The sequence below is a fragment of the Rhodophyticola porphyridii genome (genome assembly GCF_003688285.1).
GTDB lineage: Bacteria > Pseudomonadota > Alphaproteobacteria > Rhodobacterales > Rhodobacteraceae > Rhodophyticola > Rhodophyticola porphyridii.
Genome location: NZ_RCNT01000005.1, coordinates 1 through 15,128 on the forward strand (window position 1 = coordinate 1; position 15,128 = coordinate 15,128).

15 protein-coding genes, 1 tRNA gene and 2 pseudogenes are annotated in these 15,128 nt (G+C 60.9%); 7 read left to right on the plus strand and 11 right to left on the minus strand.

Features of this window, described 5'->3' with window-relative positions:
• Positions 1-333 precede the first annotated feature (333 nt).
• The 3 genes and pseudogenes from D9R08_RS18910 to D9R08_RS10440 all read left to right on the plus strand — a co-directional run.
• Positions 334-771, plus strand: coding sequence for a hypothetical protein (locus D9R08_RS18910; RefSeq protein ID WP_233557412.1), 438 nt, complete (start codon positions 334-336; stop codon positions 769-771).
• A 111-nt stretch (positions 772-882) separates the two neighbouring features.
• On the plus strand, positions 883-1,209 hold the full coding sequence (locus D9R08_RS10435; RefSeq protein ID WP_121898007.1) for a hypothetical protein: 327 nt from the start codon (positions 883-885) through the stop codon (positions 1,207-1,209).
• Positions 1,206-2,252: pseudogene (locus tag D9R08_RS10440) on the plus strand (recombinase family protein); the annotation flags it as partial. The gene D9R08_RS10435 and the pseudogene D9R08_RS10440, both read left to right, overlap by 4 nt.
• Before the next feature lie 493 nt (positions 2,253-2,745).
• On the opposite strand, the gene D9R08_RS10445 reads toward D9R08_RS10440, so the two are convergent.
• The 11 genes and pseudogenes from D9R08_RS10445 to iscR all read right to left on the minus strand — a co-directional run bounded on the left by D9R08_RS10445 (position 2,746) and on the right by iscR (position 11,990).
• Positions 2,746-2,822: transfer RNA gene (locus D9R08_RS10445), tRNA-Arg, on the minus strand.
• A 278-nt stretch (positions 2,823-3,100) separates the two neighbouring features.
• Positions 3,101-4,321: a cysteine desulfurase gene (locus tag D9R08_RS10450; RefSeq protein WP_121898008.1), complete on the minus strand. Its 1,221-nt coding sequence runs from the start codon at positions 4,319-4,321 to the stop codon at positions 3,101-3,103.
• Positions 4,322-4,918, minus strand: a complete 597-nt coding sequence (locus D9R08_RS10455) for a Yip1 family protein (protein WP_121898009.1) — start codon at positions 4,916-4,918, stop codon at positions 4,322-4,324.
• A 1-nt stretch (position 4,919) separates the two neighbouring features.
• A complete protein-coding gene (locus tag D9R08_RS10460) occupies positions 4,920-5,417 on the minus strand; it encodes a YIP1 family protein (protein WP_121898010.1) in 498 nt (165 codons plus the stop codon).
• Positions 5,418-5,420: 3 nt separating this feature from the next.
• Positions 5,421-6,719 carry a Fe-S cluster assembly protein SufD gene (gene sufD / locus D9R08_RS10465; protein WP_121898011.1) on the minus strand — a complete coding sequence of 433 codons (1,299 nt, stop codon included), beginning with the start codon at positions 6,717-6,719 and terminating at the stop codon, positions 5,421-5,423.
• Positions 6,719-7,474, minus strand: coding sequence for a Fe-S cluster assembly ATPase SufC (gene sufC / locus D9R08_RS10470; protein ID WP_121898012.1), 756 nt, complete (start codon positions 7,472-7,474; stop codon positions 6,719-6,721). The genes sufD and sufC overlap by 1 nt, the downstream gene beginning before the upstream one ends.
• Before the next feature lie 159 nt (positions 7,475-7,633).
• Positions 7,634-7,945 (minus strand): heavy metal-binding domain-containing protein, encoded by a 312-nt coding sequence (locus D9R08_RS10475; RefSeq protein ID WP_121898288.1) that lies wholly within the window; start codon positions 7,943-7,945, stop codon positions 7,634-7,636.
• 11 nt (positions 7,946-7,956) lie between these two features.
• On the minus strand, positions 7,957-8,835 hold the full coding sequence (locus D9R08_RS10480) for an FkbM family methyltransferase (protein ID WP_121898013.1): 879 nt from the start codon (positions 8,833-8,835) through the stop codon (positions 7,957-7,959).
• Positions 8,835-10,355 (minus strand): Fe-S cluster assembly protein SufB, encoded by a 1,521-nt coding sequence (sufB, locus tag D9R08_RS10485; RefSeq protein WP_121898014.1) that lies wholly within the window; start codon positions 10,353-10,355, stop codon positions 8,835-8,837. The genes D9R08_RS10480 and sufB overlap by 1 nt, the downstream gene beginning before the upstream one ends.
• Before the next feature lie 103 nt (positions 10,356-10,458).
• Positions 10,459-11,380 (minus strand): annotated as a pseudogene (locus tag D9R08_RS10490) (cysteine desulfurase family protein).
• 148 nt (positions 11,381-11,528) lie between these two features.
• Positions 11,529-11,990 carry a Fe-S cluster assembly transcriptional regulator IscR gene (gene iscR / locus D9R08_RS10495; RefSeq protein WP_121898289.1) on the minus strand — a complete coding sequence of 154 codons (462 nt, stop codon included), beginning with the start codon at positions 11,988-11,990 and terminating at the stop codon, positions 11,529-11,531.
• Positions 11,991-12,164: 174 nt separating this feature from the next.
• Between iscR and D9R08_RS10500 the strand changes: the two genes are divergently transcribed.
• The 4 genes from D9R08_RS10500 to D9R08_RS10515 all read left to right on the plus strand — a co-directional run bounded on the left by D9R08_RS10500 (position 12,165) and on the right by D9R08_RS10515 (position 15,031).
• The gene (locus D9R08_RS10500; protein ID WP_121898290.1) at positions 12,165-12,818 is read left to right on the plus strand and encodes an alpha/beta hydrolase; all 654 of its coding nucleotides are present in this window, start codon (positions 12,165-12,167) and stop codon (positions 12,816-12,818) included.
• An 11-nt stretch (positions 12,819-12,829) separates the two neighbouring features.
• Positions 12,830-13,051, plus strand: a complete 222-nt coding sequence (locus tag D9R08_RS10505; RefSeq protein WP_121898015.1) for a hypothetical protein — start codon at positions 12,830-12,832, stop codon at positions 13,049-13,051.
• Positions 13,052-13,116: 65 nt separating this feature from the next.
• Complete coding sequence (locus tag D9R08_RS10510; RefSeq protein WP_121898016.1) at positions 13,117-13,698, plus strand: hypothetical protein; 582 nt, start codon at positions 13,117-13,119, stop codon at positions 13,696-13,698.
• A 118-nt stretch (positions 13,699-13,816) separates the two neighbouring features.
• Positions 13,817-15,031 (plus strand): NADP-dependent isocitrate dehydrogenase, encoded by a 1,215-nt coding sequence (locus tag D9R08_RS10515; RefSeq protein ID WP_121898017.1) that lies wholly within the window; start codon positions 13,817-13,819, stop codon positions 15,029-15,031.
• The last annotated feature ends 97 nt before the right edge of the window (positions 15,032-15,128 follow it).

Consider the following 15,128-nt stretch of genomic DNA (forward strand, 5'->3'; position numbering starts at 1 on the left):
AGAAGGGCTCAAGACGCGCCATCTGCGCGTCTGTTAGCCAGAAAAGATCAGACATGTTCACCGCTCGTTTTTTGAACCGTGAATCATGCCGCCACCCAAAAATCAATGGGTCCTGACCCTAGGAATACTGCCCGCAAGATTGTCGAGCATCAGCAAGATACCCGCCTATCGAAAGAGGCTTTTTCGCAAATGCGCAGCGATCGCGCCAAGGTAAGTCACAGCTTTCAAAGAGCGGTCGGGCGATAGCGCATATCAGCAAGCGCTAATGTGTTGTGCTGCAACATTTTTACGTTGAAACGGAGATCATCAATATGATACGTTCACTTTTTGTTCTTGTCCGCAAAAGCGTTAGAGAAGAACAAGGAACAAATCCCGAAAACTGAAACCCAACCAAGGAAAGAAGTACATTCCATGGACAGAACACCTGCATCAAATCAACCGCTGGAGACGCTGCGCGACGGTCGCCTCAAGGCCACCGTTTGGGAGAACCAGAGCGACAACGGACCCTATCACACGGTCACGCTCGCCAAGGTCTATGAAGATAAGGACGGGCACCTCCAGGAGACGAGTTCGTTCTCGGCCTCTGAGCTGCTGCGCGTGGCAGAGCTTGCCCGCGAGTCCCACGGCCTAATCCGTGATTTGCGCCGTGAGCATAACCTCGACCGTCATGTTGGGCGAGACACCCCAAAAAGGGATGAGCGTCCGCACCGTCCGCGTAAGGCATCTGCTAATCGCTTTGCCGGACGCGAAGGTCCGTCACTGGATCGATAAATCAGAAGGGCACGGGTGCTTGGCTGTGTGGGGCCGCCCCCGTGCCTCCTTCAAGACAAAGACGTGCAAGGAGAACAACGACATCCATCAATAACAAGAAAGGACAACAACATGGAAGATAGAGGAAAAATCAATGGCGATGTTTTGCAGCATGGTGCAACACAGACCCGCCCATCGCCGCAGCAACTTCTGGAGCGCTATGGTGATCAACTGGACGGCGAAGCGCTGAACGATGAACAAGCCAAGGAGTGCCTGAGTGCACTTTGGTCGATCATGGTCGCGTTTGTCGATCTGGGATTCAGCGTTAAGGCTGGGGATAAACTCCATCCTAAAAGCGACATCGGCATGGACGATGTGCTACAGTATCTTTGCCTTGAAGATACAGCGCCTGAAACAGTGGCATCCTCCAAAATCACCAACAAGAAGGAGCCAAGATGAACGCAAAACCATCCGTTATTTCCGATTCAGATATTCAACAGGCCGTCATTTATTGCCGTGTTTCTTCCGCCAAACAGACCACGCGCGGGGACGGCCTCTCCTCTCAGGAAACCCGTTGCCGCGAGTACGCCAAGTACAAGGGCTATGAGGTCGCCAAGGTTTTTGCAGACGATATGTCGGGAAGCCTGACGGCACGTCCGGGCATGACCGCGATGCTTGCCTATCTCCGTCAGAACCGACGACATGCCCCTGTTGTCATCATTGACGACATTTCCCGTCTTGCGCGCGGCCTGGAAGCACACCTCGCCCTTCGTGCCGATCTCAATGCCGCTGGCGGACGCCTCGAAAGTCCGTCCATCGAGTTCGGCGAAGATTCCGACTCGATCCTTGTCGAAAACCTGCTCGCCTCCGTCTCCCAGCACCAACGCCAAAAGAACGGGGAACAGACCATCAACCGCATGCGGGCGCGCACCCTTAATGGCTACTGGTGCTTTCAGGCTCCTGTCGGCTATCGCTACCAACGCAAACCTGGTCACGGCAATCTGCTCGTGCGGGATGAACCGCACGCCGCGATTCTGGCTGAAGCTCTCGAAGGATTTGCCTGTGGACGGTTCGGCTCTCAGGTTGAAGTGAAGCGCTTCCTCGAAGCCCAGCCGGAGTTTCCGCACGATCTCCCTAACGGCGAAATCCGCAACCAGCGCATCTATGAGTATCTGACGCGTCCGCTCTATGCCGGATACATAGAAGTGCCGAAGTGGAACGTCTCGCTTCGCAAAGGCCACCATGAGCCATTGATCTCTTTCGAGACCTACCAGAAGAATCAGGAACGCCTGACGGGCGAGCGCAAGGCTGTCGCGCGCTCAGACATCGCCAAGGACTTCCCTCTCCGCGGCTTCCTTGCCTGCGGCGAGTGCGATCATCCGATGACGTCCTGCTGGTCGAAGAGCAAGACGGGCAAGAAGCATCCCTACTATATGTGCTTCAACAAGGGCTGTAATTCCTATCGCAAGTCGATCCCGCGTGACCGCCTCGAAGACGAGTTTGTCGCCGTACTCGAAGGCCTGACGCCCTCTCGTAAACTGTTCGGCATTGCACGCTCGATGCTGCGCACACTCTGGGATGAGCGTCTAGCGCGCGCCACCGATGCCGCAAAGGCTGCCAAGCGCGAGGTGAAGAAGCTCGAAGCCCAAAGCGAGCAATTCCTTGATCGTCTGGTCGAAGCGGACAACCCGTCCGTCATCGCGGCCTATGAGAAGCGGATCGCCAGGCTGGAGCAGGAAAAGCTGCTGCTACTGGAGAAGGCCGAAAACGCGAGCGCGCCGAAAGCCACCTTTGAGGAACTGTTCGAACTCTCCATGAGATTCCTCGTAAGCCCCTGTAATATATGGTCTTCCGGTCGGATCGAACTGCGTCGCACGGTGCTAAAACTGGCCTTTGCCGACCGCCTCGCATATGTGCGTAATCAGGGGTTTCGAACCCCGGAAATATCCAGCCCTTTCAAGCTGTTAGGTGCATTTGAGAGTGGGAAATGTGAAATGGCGCACCCGAGAGGATTCGAACCTCTGGCCTCTGCCTTCGGAGGGCAGCGCTCTATCCAGCTGAGCTACGGGTGCCTGGTGCCGCTATACCCTCCGATCGGAGCGGCTGCAATCCTCAACGTTGCAGCACACGATACGCGGCCTCCGGGGCACGACCCGATCAAGGGCTGATGGCGTGATCACACGGACGGCGGGCCTGCGGGCGTCCCTTGTGACGAAGAAAACCCGGTCCTGCCCGTCCCTTGAAGGAGACCCTCGCCACATATCGGAGGATCATGCCGAGGCGGGCCGAACTTCGCGATGCGTGCCCTCCGCGGGATCCGCCGCGCGAGGGGGCACATAGGGCATCGCGCTCAGGCGAAGAGATCGTGGGCCAGATCCAGGGCATCGACGAGCGCGTCGACCTCGTCCCGGGTGTTGTACATCCCGAAGCTCGCCCTGCAGGTCGCGGTGACGCCCAGATGCTCCATCAACGGCTGTGCGCAATGGTGGCCAGCGCGCACGGCGACGCCCTTCTTGTCGAGGATGGTCGAGATATCGTGGGCATGGGCGGAGCCGTTGAGAGTGAACGAGAAAATCGCCCCCTTGGTTGCGGAATTGCCCTGCACATTCAACCAGTTCAACCCGTCCAGCCTCGACCGGGCATAGGCGGTCAGATCCGCTTCATGGGCCGCGATCCGGTCCATGCCCACGCCCATCATGTAATCCAGCGCCGCGCCAAGCCCGATCTGCTGCACGATGCCAGGTGTTCCGGCCTCGAATTTCATCGGGGGATCATTCCACGTGATCTGATCCTTGTGGACCTCGCGGATCATGTCGCCGCCGCCCATGAAGGGCCGCATCTCCTCCATCCGCTCACGCCGGATATGGATCGCGCCGGAGCCGGAGGGGCCATAAAGCTTGTGCCCGGTGATGGCGTAGAAATCGGCCCCGATATCATCCACATCGACGGGCATGTGAACCGCCGATTGCGACCCGTCGAGCAGAACCGGCACGCCCGCGGCATGGGCCCCCGCAACGATGGTTTTCACGTCAAGCACGGTGCCCAGAACGTTGGACATATGGGTCAGCGCGATCAGCTTGGTGCGCGGCGTGATCGCATCCAGTACGGTCGCCGGATCCAGATCGCCATTGGCATCGGTCTCGACCCAGACCAGCTTGACCCCCTGCCGCTCTCGCAGGAAATGCCAGGGCACGATATTGGCGTGATGTTCTGCGACCGAGAGGATGATCTCATCCCCTTCTCCCATCCGCGGCATGGCCCAGCCATAGGCCACCAGATTGATGCCTTCGGTCGTGCCGGAGGTGAAGACGATCTCCTCCTCGTCGCGGGCGCCGAGGAATCGTGCGATCTTGCCGCGGACGGCCTCGTAATTCTCGGTGGCGAGGTTGCTCAGGTAATGCAGCCCGCGATGGACGTTGGAATACTCCATCGAGTAGGCATGCGCGACCGTGTCGATCACGACCTGCGGTTTCTGGGCGGAGGCGCCACTGTCCAGATAGACGAGCGGCTTGCCATTGACCTCCCGCGCGAGGATCGGAAAATCCGCACGGATGCTTTCGACATCATACATCTAAACGCCTCCTTGCGGCATCTGCACACCCAGAATTGCGAGAATGATACTCGCCAGCAACGCGATGCCGATGAGTGTCAGGATTACCATCACGAAGACCTGACCAAGCGACCGGAACCCGTGCAGCGCCGCGATGAAATTGACCAGAAGCCAGAAAAACAACGCGATCGAGAGCAGGACGATGAGTGGCCCAAGCACCGGCAGGATCAGCATGGCCAACACCTGCAGGACCTGGATGCAGATAAAGATGAATTGCAGCCAGATCACCAGCAGAAGGGACTCCTCGAAACGCCCCGTGCCCCCGAACGCCGCGCCGATCCGATGGATCGCGTGGACCATGACGATCAGCAGAACGCCCTGAACCAGACCAAGCGTAACCGGCGATATCTGTACCGCGGGGTCGCCGGGCGCCGGCGGAGCGACCATATTGAAGACGAAGCCAAGCAGCATCGTGACCACGACGACAAGCGCCAGCATCAGCCAGAGCGCCTGCCGCGGCGGCGCAAAGGTGAGCACGGTGGTGGCACCTTCACGCGGGTTCGCCACCGTATCGCGCGCGAGGCGCAAGAGCGATCCCAGGGTCGCTATATCGGTCATCCTAGCCCTGCCTTTCAGGCGCCTGTTCGGCCTCGATTAGCGTCATGCCCCAGATTACGACAAAGGCCAAGAGCAGCCCCGCGCCAACCATGGTTTGAGCGGGCCCCGGCCCGATGAAGCCCGCCACCATCCCGTAGAAGAGGAAGGCCGGGCTGGTCGCCAGAAGCGACCAGAAAAGCGCAAGCCGGGCGGAATAGCCGGTGCCCTTGCCGCCAAGCATGCGCGCCACCAGATGGCTGAGCATGCCGATGGCATAGAACAACAGCGGCGCGATGAACAGCCAGCCGAAAAGAGCCGCGCCGATCAGCGCATCGAGCGGGCGCTCCGGCATCAGGATCGCCTCGCGCTGCAGGCGCGGCCACTGCGCCACGAAGATCAGCAGACATGCCAGAACAAGATAGACCAGCGCGCGATCTTCGCGCCGCCCCATATCCAGCAGCCTGCGGATCACCCGTCGGGGCCTGCGCCAGCTTTGCACGATATCTGTCGTGACCGCCATGGCTTACCCGCGCCGCCGCTCCAGCCATTGCTGCAGACGCAGCAGGATATCCTCCCGCAGGCGCTCGTCCTCGATCTCCTCGATGGCTTCGGCAAGAAAGGCCAGAACCAGCAGATCGGTCGCCTTGTCCTCGGGCACTCCCCGCGAGCGGAGATAGAACAGCCCGTCCTCGTCGATCGCGCCCGTGGTCGAGCCGTGGGAGCAGATCACGTCATCGGCGTAGATCTCCAGTTCGGGCTTGGCCTGAAAGCTGCTGTCCTCGTCCAGAAGCAACGCCTGGCTGATCTGGTAGCCATCGGTTTTCTGCGCGCCCTGACGCACCAGGATCTTGCCCTGAAACACGCCTTCGGCCCGGTTGCGCAGCACCTTCTTGAACACCTGCCGGCTTTCGCAGCGCTCCGCGTCATGGGTGATAAAGACCGTGTCGTCATGGTGAAACGCGCCCCGCGCGCCATCGCCAAGGGCCGCGCCCGCCACATGGGCCACCGCATCGTCGCCCACGATCTCGATGATGTTCTCGTTGCGGGTCAACACGCCATTGGCTGTCAGCGTGAAGGACTTGAAGGTCGATCCGCTGCCGATCCGGGAGAACATGTGCGTAACCGCGCGGCGTTCGTGGTCTCTGCCCTGCGCCCTGACATGGTGGAACGTCCCGCCATCGGCAACCTCGATTTCCATGCATTTGTTGAACCGCGCGGCGGCCGGGCCGCTTTCCAGCACGGTTACCTCGGCCCCCTCCTCGATCTTGACCAGATGGTGAAGGATCGCGTCCGAGGCCACGTCATTATGCAGATAGATCAGATTGATCGGCTTGCTGACCTTGCCCGTGGCCCGCAAAACGATCCCGTTCGTGGCGTAGGCGGTGTTCAGCGCCGCAAGCGGTCGCGCGACCGGATCCTGCCCGCGGGTTTCCAGCACACCGTAGAGATCTTTGGCCCAATGGATGTCCTTGGCCAGCGCATCGGCAAGCAGGTCAATCTCCACCCCTTCAAGGGTCAGGTCGTCGCTTGCGGCGGCATCGAACACGCCATCGACGAAGACCAGCTTCAACCGGTCGATCCCGTCATAGAGCGGCGCCTCGTCCCGTGCTTCGAAAATGGCGGCCTGCGGCGGCTCGGCCGCGGTCAGTGTTGCGGGATCGGTGAATTTCCAGTATTCGTCCCGCCGCGTCGGCAGGCCGGAGGCGCGCAACCGCGCGGCCGCCCCTTGCCGCGCCTCAGCGGCCCAGGATGACCCGGTGGGCATCTCCAGCCTGGAAAGCCGCGCCTCGGTCAGGTCGATCTTGGCTTGAGCCAACGCCATCACGCCACCTCCGCGAGAATATCGCCATATCCGTTTTCCTCGACCTCAAGGGCCAGTTCGGGCCCGCCGGTCTTCACGATGCGGCCATCGGCCATGATATGCACGACGTCCGGTTTGATATGGTCCAGAAGCCTCTGATAATGGGTGATGACCAGAAAGCCCCGGCCCGCATCGCGCAGGGCATTCACCCCCTCGGCGACCAGTTTCATCGCATCGACATCCAGCCCGCTATCGGTTTCATCCAGAATGCACATTTTCGGCTCCAGCATCGCCATCTGCAGGATCTCGTTGCGTTTCTTCTCACCGCCGGAAAAACCGACATTGACCGGCCGTTTCAGCATGTCCGCATCGATCTTGAGGGCCTTGGCCTTCTCCCGGATCAGCTTGAGGAAATCTGCGGCACTCATCTCCTCTTCGCCGCGGGCCTTGCGCTGCGCATTCACGGCTGTCCGCAGGAAGGTCATGTTGCCCACGCCCGGGATTTCGACGGGGTACTGGAACGCCAGAAACAGGCCGGCGGCGGCGCGTTCCTCGGGCTCCATGTCAAGGATATCCTGCCCCTCCAGAACGGCCTCGCCCTCGGTCACCTCATAACCATCGCGGCCCGAAAGCACATAGCTCAGCGTCGACTTGCCCGAGCCGTTCGGCCCCATGATCGCATGGACCTTCCCGGCTTCGACCGTGAGGTCGACCCCTTTCAGGATCTGCTTGTCTTCCTCTTCCAGCTTCACGTGCAGGTTCTTGATGCTCAACATATATGTGTCCTCTTGATTGTCAGGCCGCCGCAAGGGGCGCCGGATGAGTGGAGCGGCGGGCCGCCGCGCGAGTGCTTTGGTCGTCCTTGGCTCGGGATATGCGGCCCTGAACGCCATCGGGCCTGTGGCCGGGCAGGATATCGGATCTTGTCGCCATGTTCAGCCGAGCCGGACCGCCGTGCCGGAGGCCGAGACCATCAGCATGTCGTTCATGACCTCGTAATCCAGATCCACGCCCACAACGGCATCGGCCCCCATATCGCGGGCCCGGTCCGCCATTTCGTCAAGCGCGGTCTCGCGGGCTTTGCCCAGTGCCTGCTCATAGGCGCCGGACCGGCCCCCGATAATATCCGTGATGCCCGCGAAGAGGTCGCGAAGCAAATTCGCGCCAAGGATCGCTTCTCCCACGACGATCCCCTCGTATTCGGCGATCTGGTGGCCTTCGACACTATGCGTGGTCGTGATGATCATATGTTCCATTCCTATCTTGGATCCACATGCGGCAGCCGGTCGATATAGCCGTGAAGCTGATCCTCCGACAGCTTTCCGCGGGCCGACAACTCGCCCATCGCCGTGACGGTGATATCCTGGCTCAGCAGAACCGCGTCACTCAGCATAGCCAGATGTTTCAGTTCCTCGTCGCCGAGGCCGGGGATATCCAGCAGCCCGCGGAGGAACACCGCATCCCCATCCACCGCCTGACTGCGATAAAACCGCCTCTGAAGCCGGCTGGTATGAGCATTGAAGAACTTGATCGTCTTCAGGAACAGGAATTTGTGCAACTGATACCCCAGCTTTCGCAAGCTCTGCATCTGCGCGTCGATCAGCGGCTGATCGACGTAAAGCGGTATGGCCGCGACTTCGGTGATGACCGCAAGGGCCGAACTCAGCTTCTTGACGCCGTGCTCGAAAACAACCGTTTCACCGCCCTGGATATCGATCTTCAGCAAGTCGAAATCGGGCAGATCCATCAGCCCGTCCAGCGGCTTCGTGACGATCTCCACACGCTCCTTCACCGTCGCGCCGCGACGCATCCGGCCGATCGCGTCCAACGTGTCCATGTTCGGTTCAAGCAGAGACGTAAAGCCCGAGCCCTGACAGATGTTCAGCGTGGCCGCGCCATCCGCGCCGATCGCATGGGGCAGATAATGCTCACGCGGCCCGGCTTCGGCGACCAGCTCGTCATACCTCTCCGGCTGAGGTTCGAAGCCCCAGACCTCGCACAGGCCTGCCTTCAGCAACCCCTCGTAGGGTGCCGCATCCAGCGGATTAGCCCCCACATCCACGATCCGTGTCAGCCGCTCGGGCGACAACACATCGTAGAGATAGGCGGCCCGCTCTGTCTCGAACGGCGCGGACATTACCCCACGGAGCCTTCCAGCGAAATCGCCACAAGCTGCTGCGCTTCCATCGCGAATTCCATCGGCAGGGCCTGCAGCACCTCCTTGCAGAATCCGTTCACCACCAGGGCGACGGCCTCTTCCTCATCCATGCCCCGCTGACGGCAATAGAACATCTGATCGTCGTCGACCTTCGAGGTCGTGGCCTCGTGCTCGACCCGGCTCGAATTGTTCTTCACCTCGATATATGGCACCGTATGCGCCCCGCAGTCGCCGCCGATCAGAAGCGAGTCGCACTGGGTGTAGTTGCGGCTGTCCTTCGCCTTCGGGTGCATCGACACCAGCCCGCGATAGGTGTTCTGCGCGCGCCCCGCGCTGATCCCCTTCGACACGATGCGCGATTTCGTGCGCTTGCCCAGATGCACCATCTTGGTGCCGGTATCGGCCTGCTGCATGTTGTTGGCGATTGCGATGGAGTAGAACTCCCCCTGGCTGTCATCGCCACGCAGAATGCAGGACGGGTATTTCCATGTGATCGCCGATCCGGTCTCGACCTGGGTCCACATCACCTTGGACCTGTCGCCCCGGCAATCGGCGCGCTTGGTCACGAAATTGTAGATCCCGCCCTTGCCGTTCTCGTCGCCCGGATACCAGTTCTGAACCGTGGAGTACTTGATCTCCGCATCTTCCAGCGCCACCAGTTCGACAACCGCCGCATGCAGCTGATGGGTGTCGCGCTGCGGCGCGGTGCAGCCTTCCAGATAGCTGACGTAAGAGCCTTTGTCGGCGATGATCAGCGTCCGCTCGAACTGGCCCGTGTTCTCGGCATTGATCCGGAAATACGTGGAAAGCTCCATCGGGCAGCGCACCCCCGGCGGCACATAGACAAAGGAGCCGTCCGAGAAGACGGCCGAATTCAGTGTCGCAAAGAAATTGTCGGTGATCGGCACGACCGAACCGAGGTATTTCTTCACCAGTTCGGGATGCTCCTGAATCGCTTCGGAGATCGAGCAGAAGATCACGCCCGCCTCTTTCAGTTCCTTCTGGAAGGTCGTCCCGACCGAAACGCTGTCGAACACCGCGTCCACTGCGACCTTGCGGCCTTCCGCGGGCACCTCCTCGGCGCCTTCGACACCGGCGAGGATCATCTGCTCCTTCAGCGGAATGCCCAGCTTGTCATAGGTCGCCAGAAGTTTCGGATCCACGTCATCGAGAGATTTCGGCTTCTCTTCCATGCTCTTGGGACGGGCGTAGTAATACTGATCCTGGTAGTCGATCGGCGGGTAGTTCACCATTGCCCATTCCGGCTCGTCCATCTGTTTCCAGCGCTTGAACGCCTGCAGACGCCAATCCAGCATCCACTCGGGCTCACCGTTTTTCTCCGAGATCAGACGAACGATATCCTCGTTCACGCCCTTGGGCGCATAGTCCATCTCGATATCGGTCTCCCAACCGTATTTGTATTTGCCGCCCATGGCCTGAACGGTTTCCACCGTTTCGCGGTCCACACCGTCGCGAATATCCGTGTCGAGTGCTGTCATGGGTCATCCCGTTCGCTATTGGGGCGGTATCCGCCGCCCTGTTTCCATCCCGTGCCCACGGGTCGCGCCGTTTCCTCAGAACCGGGTTTGCAGCCCTGCCCTGCTACGCGACCCGCGCCCGAAACCGGGCATGGGCTCCTAACCAGGCCTCGCAGAACCGCAAGACCTCTTCCTCGGTCGTCTCCGGGCCAAGCGAGACGCGAATGGCACTGGCCGCCGCGGTCTCATCGAACCCCATTGCGCGCAGAACGGCGCTGGATCTGACCTTGCCCGATGAACAGGCGGACCCTGCCGAGATTGCGAACCCGGCCAGATCCATCTGCATCACCTGCGTCTCCCCTTTCCAGCCCGGCGTCACGATGCAGGACGTGTTGGGAAGCCGCTCGACATCTTTCCCGACAAAAATAGTCTCTTTTGCCCGGGCTTCCAGAGCTATTTCTAGAATATTTCTAAGTTTGGCAACCCTGTCCCAGACACCAGCCTCCAGATCTTGTGTCGCAGCCCGTGCAGCACCCCCAAATCCTGCAATGCCAATGATGTTTTCGGTGCCCGAACGCCGGCCCATCTCCTGCCCGCCCCCCTTGATCCTGGCTTTCAGATCCAGCCCGCGGCGCAGAACAAGCGCCCCGATTCCCTTCGGACCGCCCAGTTTGTGCGCCGAGATCAGCGCCATATCGACCCCCGACCAGTCGAACGCCACCGGCAGCTTGCCGAAGGCCTGTGTCATGTCGCTGACGGCCAGCCCTTCGNGCATCATGTTCCACAGCCGCGCCATGCAGACCCCGCCCGGCGCAGGCAAGGGCCGCCGCCTCCGTCGCACCCGACAGAAAGACGATATCAGCCGCCTGCGCTCCGAAGGCCTCGGCCACCTGCGCACGGGCGATCTCCACCAGCCCCTTGGCCGCGCGCCCCTCCGCATGCACGGAAGATGGATTGCCCACGATATCCATCGCCGCGACCATCGCCGCGCGCGCCTCAGCCCGTAACGGCATGGTCGCGTTATGATCCAGATAGACCCGGCTCATCCCGGACACACCGCCTCGCGCCGGTCCTGCGTGACGGTGGCGCGCACGGCCCCGGCCATCCACCGGTGCGATGCGCGCGCGGCAGGGCGCCGCCCGTTACACGACCGCACCGGGCCGGTCAGCCGCGATATGCCGTGAACGGGCGCCGTCAAGTGTCATCCACCACTTCGAAAAGATTGGGCACCGCCGGGCATGGGGTCAGTTCATTGGTCACCACATCCGACAGACGGGTCTGATGCAGGTACACGTAGACATGGGCGCTCAGGCTTTCCCATAACCGGTTGGTCATGCTCTGCGCGCGGCTGCCCGAGCTTCCGCCCGACGCGCCCGCGCCCGTATGCAGGGCGCTTACCGTTTCGTCGACGGCTTCGAAAATCTCCACCACCCGGATCTCCGCCGGCGCCTTGGCCAGCCGGTACCCGCCACCCGGGCCGCGGACGGATTCCACCAACCCGCCCCGGCGCAGCTTGACGAAAAGCTGTTCGAGATAGGGAAGCGAGATATCCTGCCGTTTCGCAATCTCCGAAAGCGAGGTCAGCCCGTCATCCGTCTGCAAAGCCAGATCGGCGAGCGCCACCATCGCGTACCGGCCCTTGGTGCTGAGTTTCATTGCCGCCGTCTCCATCATGGGCGCAAGACGCGCCGAAACATTGACCTTTGCCGGCGGGCGGCTTAATTGCCATCCACCCATTTCTCCGACACGCCCGGAGTTTAGAATTGTTCTAGGTAGCGCCCGGCCCTGCTGTCAAGCCGTCGCCAACCGGACCGCCACGAAGGAGGCATGATGCCCGAGGTCATTTTCCCCGGCCCAGAAGGTCGGCTTGAGGGTCGTTATCACCCACAAAAGGCCAAGGACGCGCCGATTGCCATCATCCTGCACCCGCATCCGCAATTCGGCGGCACGATGAACAACCGCGTGGTCTATAACCTGCATTACGCGTTCTACAATATGGGCTTCACGGTCCTGCGCTTCAATTTCCGCGGCGTCGGCCGGTCGCAGGGCGAGTATGACCAGGGCATCGGCGAGTTGTCCGATGCCGCCTCCGCGCTCGATTATCTTCAGTCGATGAACCCGAATTCGAAACATTGCTGGGTCGCCGGATTCTCGTTTGGCGCGTGGATCGGCATGCAGCTTCTGATGCGGCGCCCGGAAATCACCGGCTTCATCAGTGTCTCGCCCCCCGCCAACATGTATGACTTCAGCTTTCTGGCGCCCTGCCCGGCTTCGGGCCTGATCATTAACGGGGCCGCCGACCGCGTGGCGAAACCGCAGGACACGCGCATTCTGGTCGACAAGTTGCACGAGCAGAAGGGCATCACGATCACCCATGAAGAGGTGGAAAACGCGGGCCATTTCTTCGAAGATCCGCATATGGATCCGATGATCGAGAGCGTTCAGACCTATGTGCGCCGGCGGCTGACGGAAACCACACGCTAGAGACCACGCCCATGAGCATTGTCGAAGAGCTTGCCGATAAACTCGCCAAGGACACGATCGAGGCGGCGGAAACCCTTGATGACGATCTTCTTATAAATCGCGTCGCCGAGGTGATCGGCGCCTCCTCACCCTCGACGGAGGAGGCGTTTCGCACCGCCGTCCGCGTCCGCATGGCCGAGGCGCGGGCACGCAAGTATCTGGCCGAACAACTCGCCAGGAAAAGCCCCGGCTGAAAGCCGGGTCATATGTGTTGCAACTCCGGTCCTTCAGCACAATCTACCGGTAAAGGAGGACGAACTTGCGGAGCGAACCGAACCCTTCCAACCGTTTCGCCGGCGCCGCCGCGGCGGCGACCGACGGGATCACCTCGCTTTCCATGCTGCTGATCGGGATGCTCTGGATCGGGGCGAGCGCGATGCAAGACCCCGCGATAATGGCCCGCCGCGCCATGGAGGTACCCTCCGCCTTCTGGATACAGGATGGGCTCAAACTGGTGTCTGCGGCCGCTTCGATTGTGCTCATCGTCGCGATCCGCAAGCTTACGCATCACGCCGGATGGATACGCTGGCCCGGGTTTCTGGCGGCTGCCTGTCTGATCGGGAACGCGGCGCTGAGCATCGCGCTCATGATCGGGCTTGCAAGCCCCTCGCTGGTACCGTTTATCGGCCTGCTCGCCTTTGGAGCCGCGCTGTCGGGTGCGCTCTGGCTGGTCCTTCTGAACGGCACAGCGCTGGTTGCGCGGCCATGGCCGCCTGTCATCTCGATCCTTGGTATCGGCGCGGGGCTAGTGGGTTTTTACCCGCCGCTCGGGATGGTGGCTTTCGCCCTCGGCCTGACCTGGACCTGCGCGATGATCTGGGTTTTCCTTCACAAGGCGTGAACAGAGCGCCCGCGACACCACGCCACCGGTATACATCGGTATACACACTTCCCTGCGGCCACATGATCCGCTAGACCGCGCGCAAGATGCGATTCACCCAAGAACAGAGGGACGCCAGATGTCGAAAATCAAGGTAGACAACCCAATCGTTGAAATGGACGGCGATGAGATGACCCGGATCATCTGGGATTTCATCAAGAAGAAGCTGATCCTGCCCTATCTGGACGTGGATCTGCTCTACTACGATCTCGGCATCGAAGAGAGGGACCGGACCGAAGACCAGATCACCATCGACGCGGCCGAGAAGACCAAGGAGGTCGGCGTCGCCGTCAAATGCGCGACCATCACGCCCGATGAGGCGCGGGTCGAGGAATTCGGCCTGAAAAAGATGTGGCGCAGCCCCAACGGGACGATCCGCAACATCCTGGGCGGTGTCGTTTTCCGCGCGCCGATCATCTGCCGGAACGTGCCGCGCCTGGTGCCGGGCTGGACCCAGCCCATCGTGATCGGCCGGCACGCCTATGGCGATCAGTATCGCGCAACCGACATGAAATTTCCCGGCCCCGGCACGCTGACGATGAAATTCGTCGGCGATGACGGCACCGTGGATGAGCGCGAAGTGTTCAAGGCCCCGTCTTCCGGCGTCTACATGGGCATGTACAACCTCGATCAGTCGATCATCGATTTCGCGCGCGCGTCGATGAATTATGGCCTGTCGCTTGGCTGGCCTGTCTATCTCTCGACCAAGAACACCATTCTGAAACAGTATGACGGCCAGTTCATGATCCTGTTCCAGAAGGTCTTTGACGAGGAGTTCAAGGACAAGTTCGAAGCGGCGGGCATCACCTATGAACACCGCCTGATCGACGACATGGTGGCTTCGGCCATGAAATGGTCCGGCGGCTTTGTCTGGGCCTGCAAGAACTATGACGGCGACGTGCAGTCCGACACCGTTGCGCAGGGGTTCGGTTCCCTTGGTCTGATGACCTCCCAATTGATGACGCCCGATGGCAAGATCGTCGAGGCGGAGGCCGCGCACGGCACCGTCACCCGGCACTACCGGCAGCATCAGGCAGGCAAGGAGACCTCCACCAACTCAATCGCGTCGATTTTCGCCTGGACCGGCGGGCTCAAGCACCGCGCCAAGCTCGATGGCAATGACGCGCTGAAGAACTTTGCCGAAACGCTGGAGAAAGTGATCGTCGATACCGTGGAAAGCGGCGACATGACCAAGGATCTGGCGCTCCTGGTCGGCCCCGATCAGAAATGGCTGACGACGATGGGCTTCCTTGAGAAGGTCGATGAAAACCTGAACAAGGCGCTGGCCGGCTGATCCGCGCTCGCCACGAAACATGACGGAAGGCCGCTCTGCTCCGCAGGGCGGTCTTTCTTCTTGTCTCTTGGCATGGGCACGCAGGCGCACGGATGGT

Coding starts and splice junctions, on each gene's coding strand:
- D9R08_RS10435 (WP_121898007.1), top strand. CDS start 883: ATGGAAGATAGAGGAAAAATCAATGGCGATGTTTTGCAGCATGGTGCA.
- D9R08_RS10450 (WP_121898008.1), bottom strand. CDS start 4,321: ATGTATGATGTCGAAAGCATCCGTGCGGATTTTCCGATCCTCGCGCGG.
- D9R08_RS10455 (WP_121898009.1), bottom strand. CDS start 4,918: ATGACCGATATAGCGACCCTGGGATCGCTCTTGCGCCTCGCGCGCGAT.
- D9R08_RS10460 (WP_121898010.1), bottom strand. CDS start 5,417: ATGGCGGTCACGACAGATATCGTGCAAAGCTGGCGCAGGCCCCGACGG.
- sufD (WP_121898011.1), bottom strand. CDS start 6,719: ATGGCGTTGGCTCAAGCCAAGATCGACCTGACCGAGGCGCGGCTTTCC.
- sufC (WP_121898012.1), bottom strand. CDS start 7,474: ATGTTGAGCATCAAGAACCTGCACGTGAAGCTGGAAGAGGAAGACAAG.
- D9R08_RS10475 (WP_121898288.1), bottom strand. CDS start 7,945: ATGATCATCACGACCACGCATAGTGTCGAAGGCCACCAGATCGCCGAA.
- D9R08_RS10480 (WP_121898013.1), bottom strand. CDS start 8,835: ATGTCCGCGCCGTTCGAGACAGAGCGGGCCGCCTATCTCTACGATGTG.
- sufB (WP_121898014.1), bottom strand. CDS start 10,355: ATGACAGCACTCGACACGGATATTCGCGACGGTGTGGACCGCGAAACG.
- iscR (WP_121898289.1), bottom strand. CDS start 11,990: ATGAAACTCAGCACCAAGGGCCGGTACGCGATGGTGGCGCTCGCCGAT.
- D9R08_RS10500 (WP_121898290.1), top strand. CDS start 12,165: ATGCCCGAGGTCATTTTCCCCGGCCCAGAAGGTCGGCTTGAGGGTCGT.
- D9R08_RS10505 (WP_121898015.1), top strand. CDS start 12,830: ATGAGCATTGTCGAAGAGCTTGCCGATAAACTCGCCAAGGACACGATC.
- D9R08_RS10515 (WP_121898017.1), top strand. CDS start 13,817: ATGTCGAAAATCAAGGTAGACAACCCAATCGTTGAAATGGACGGCGAT.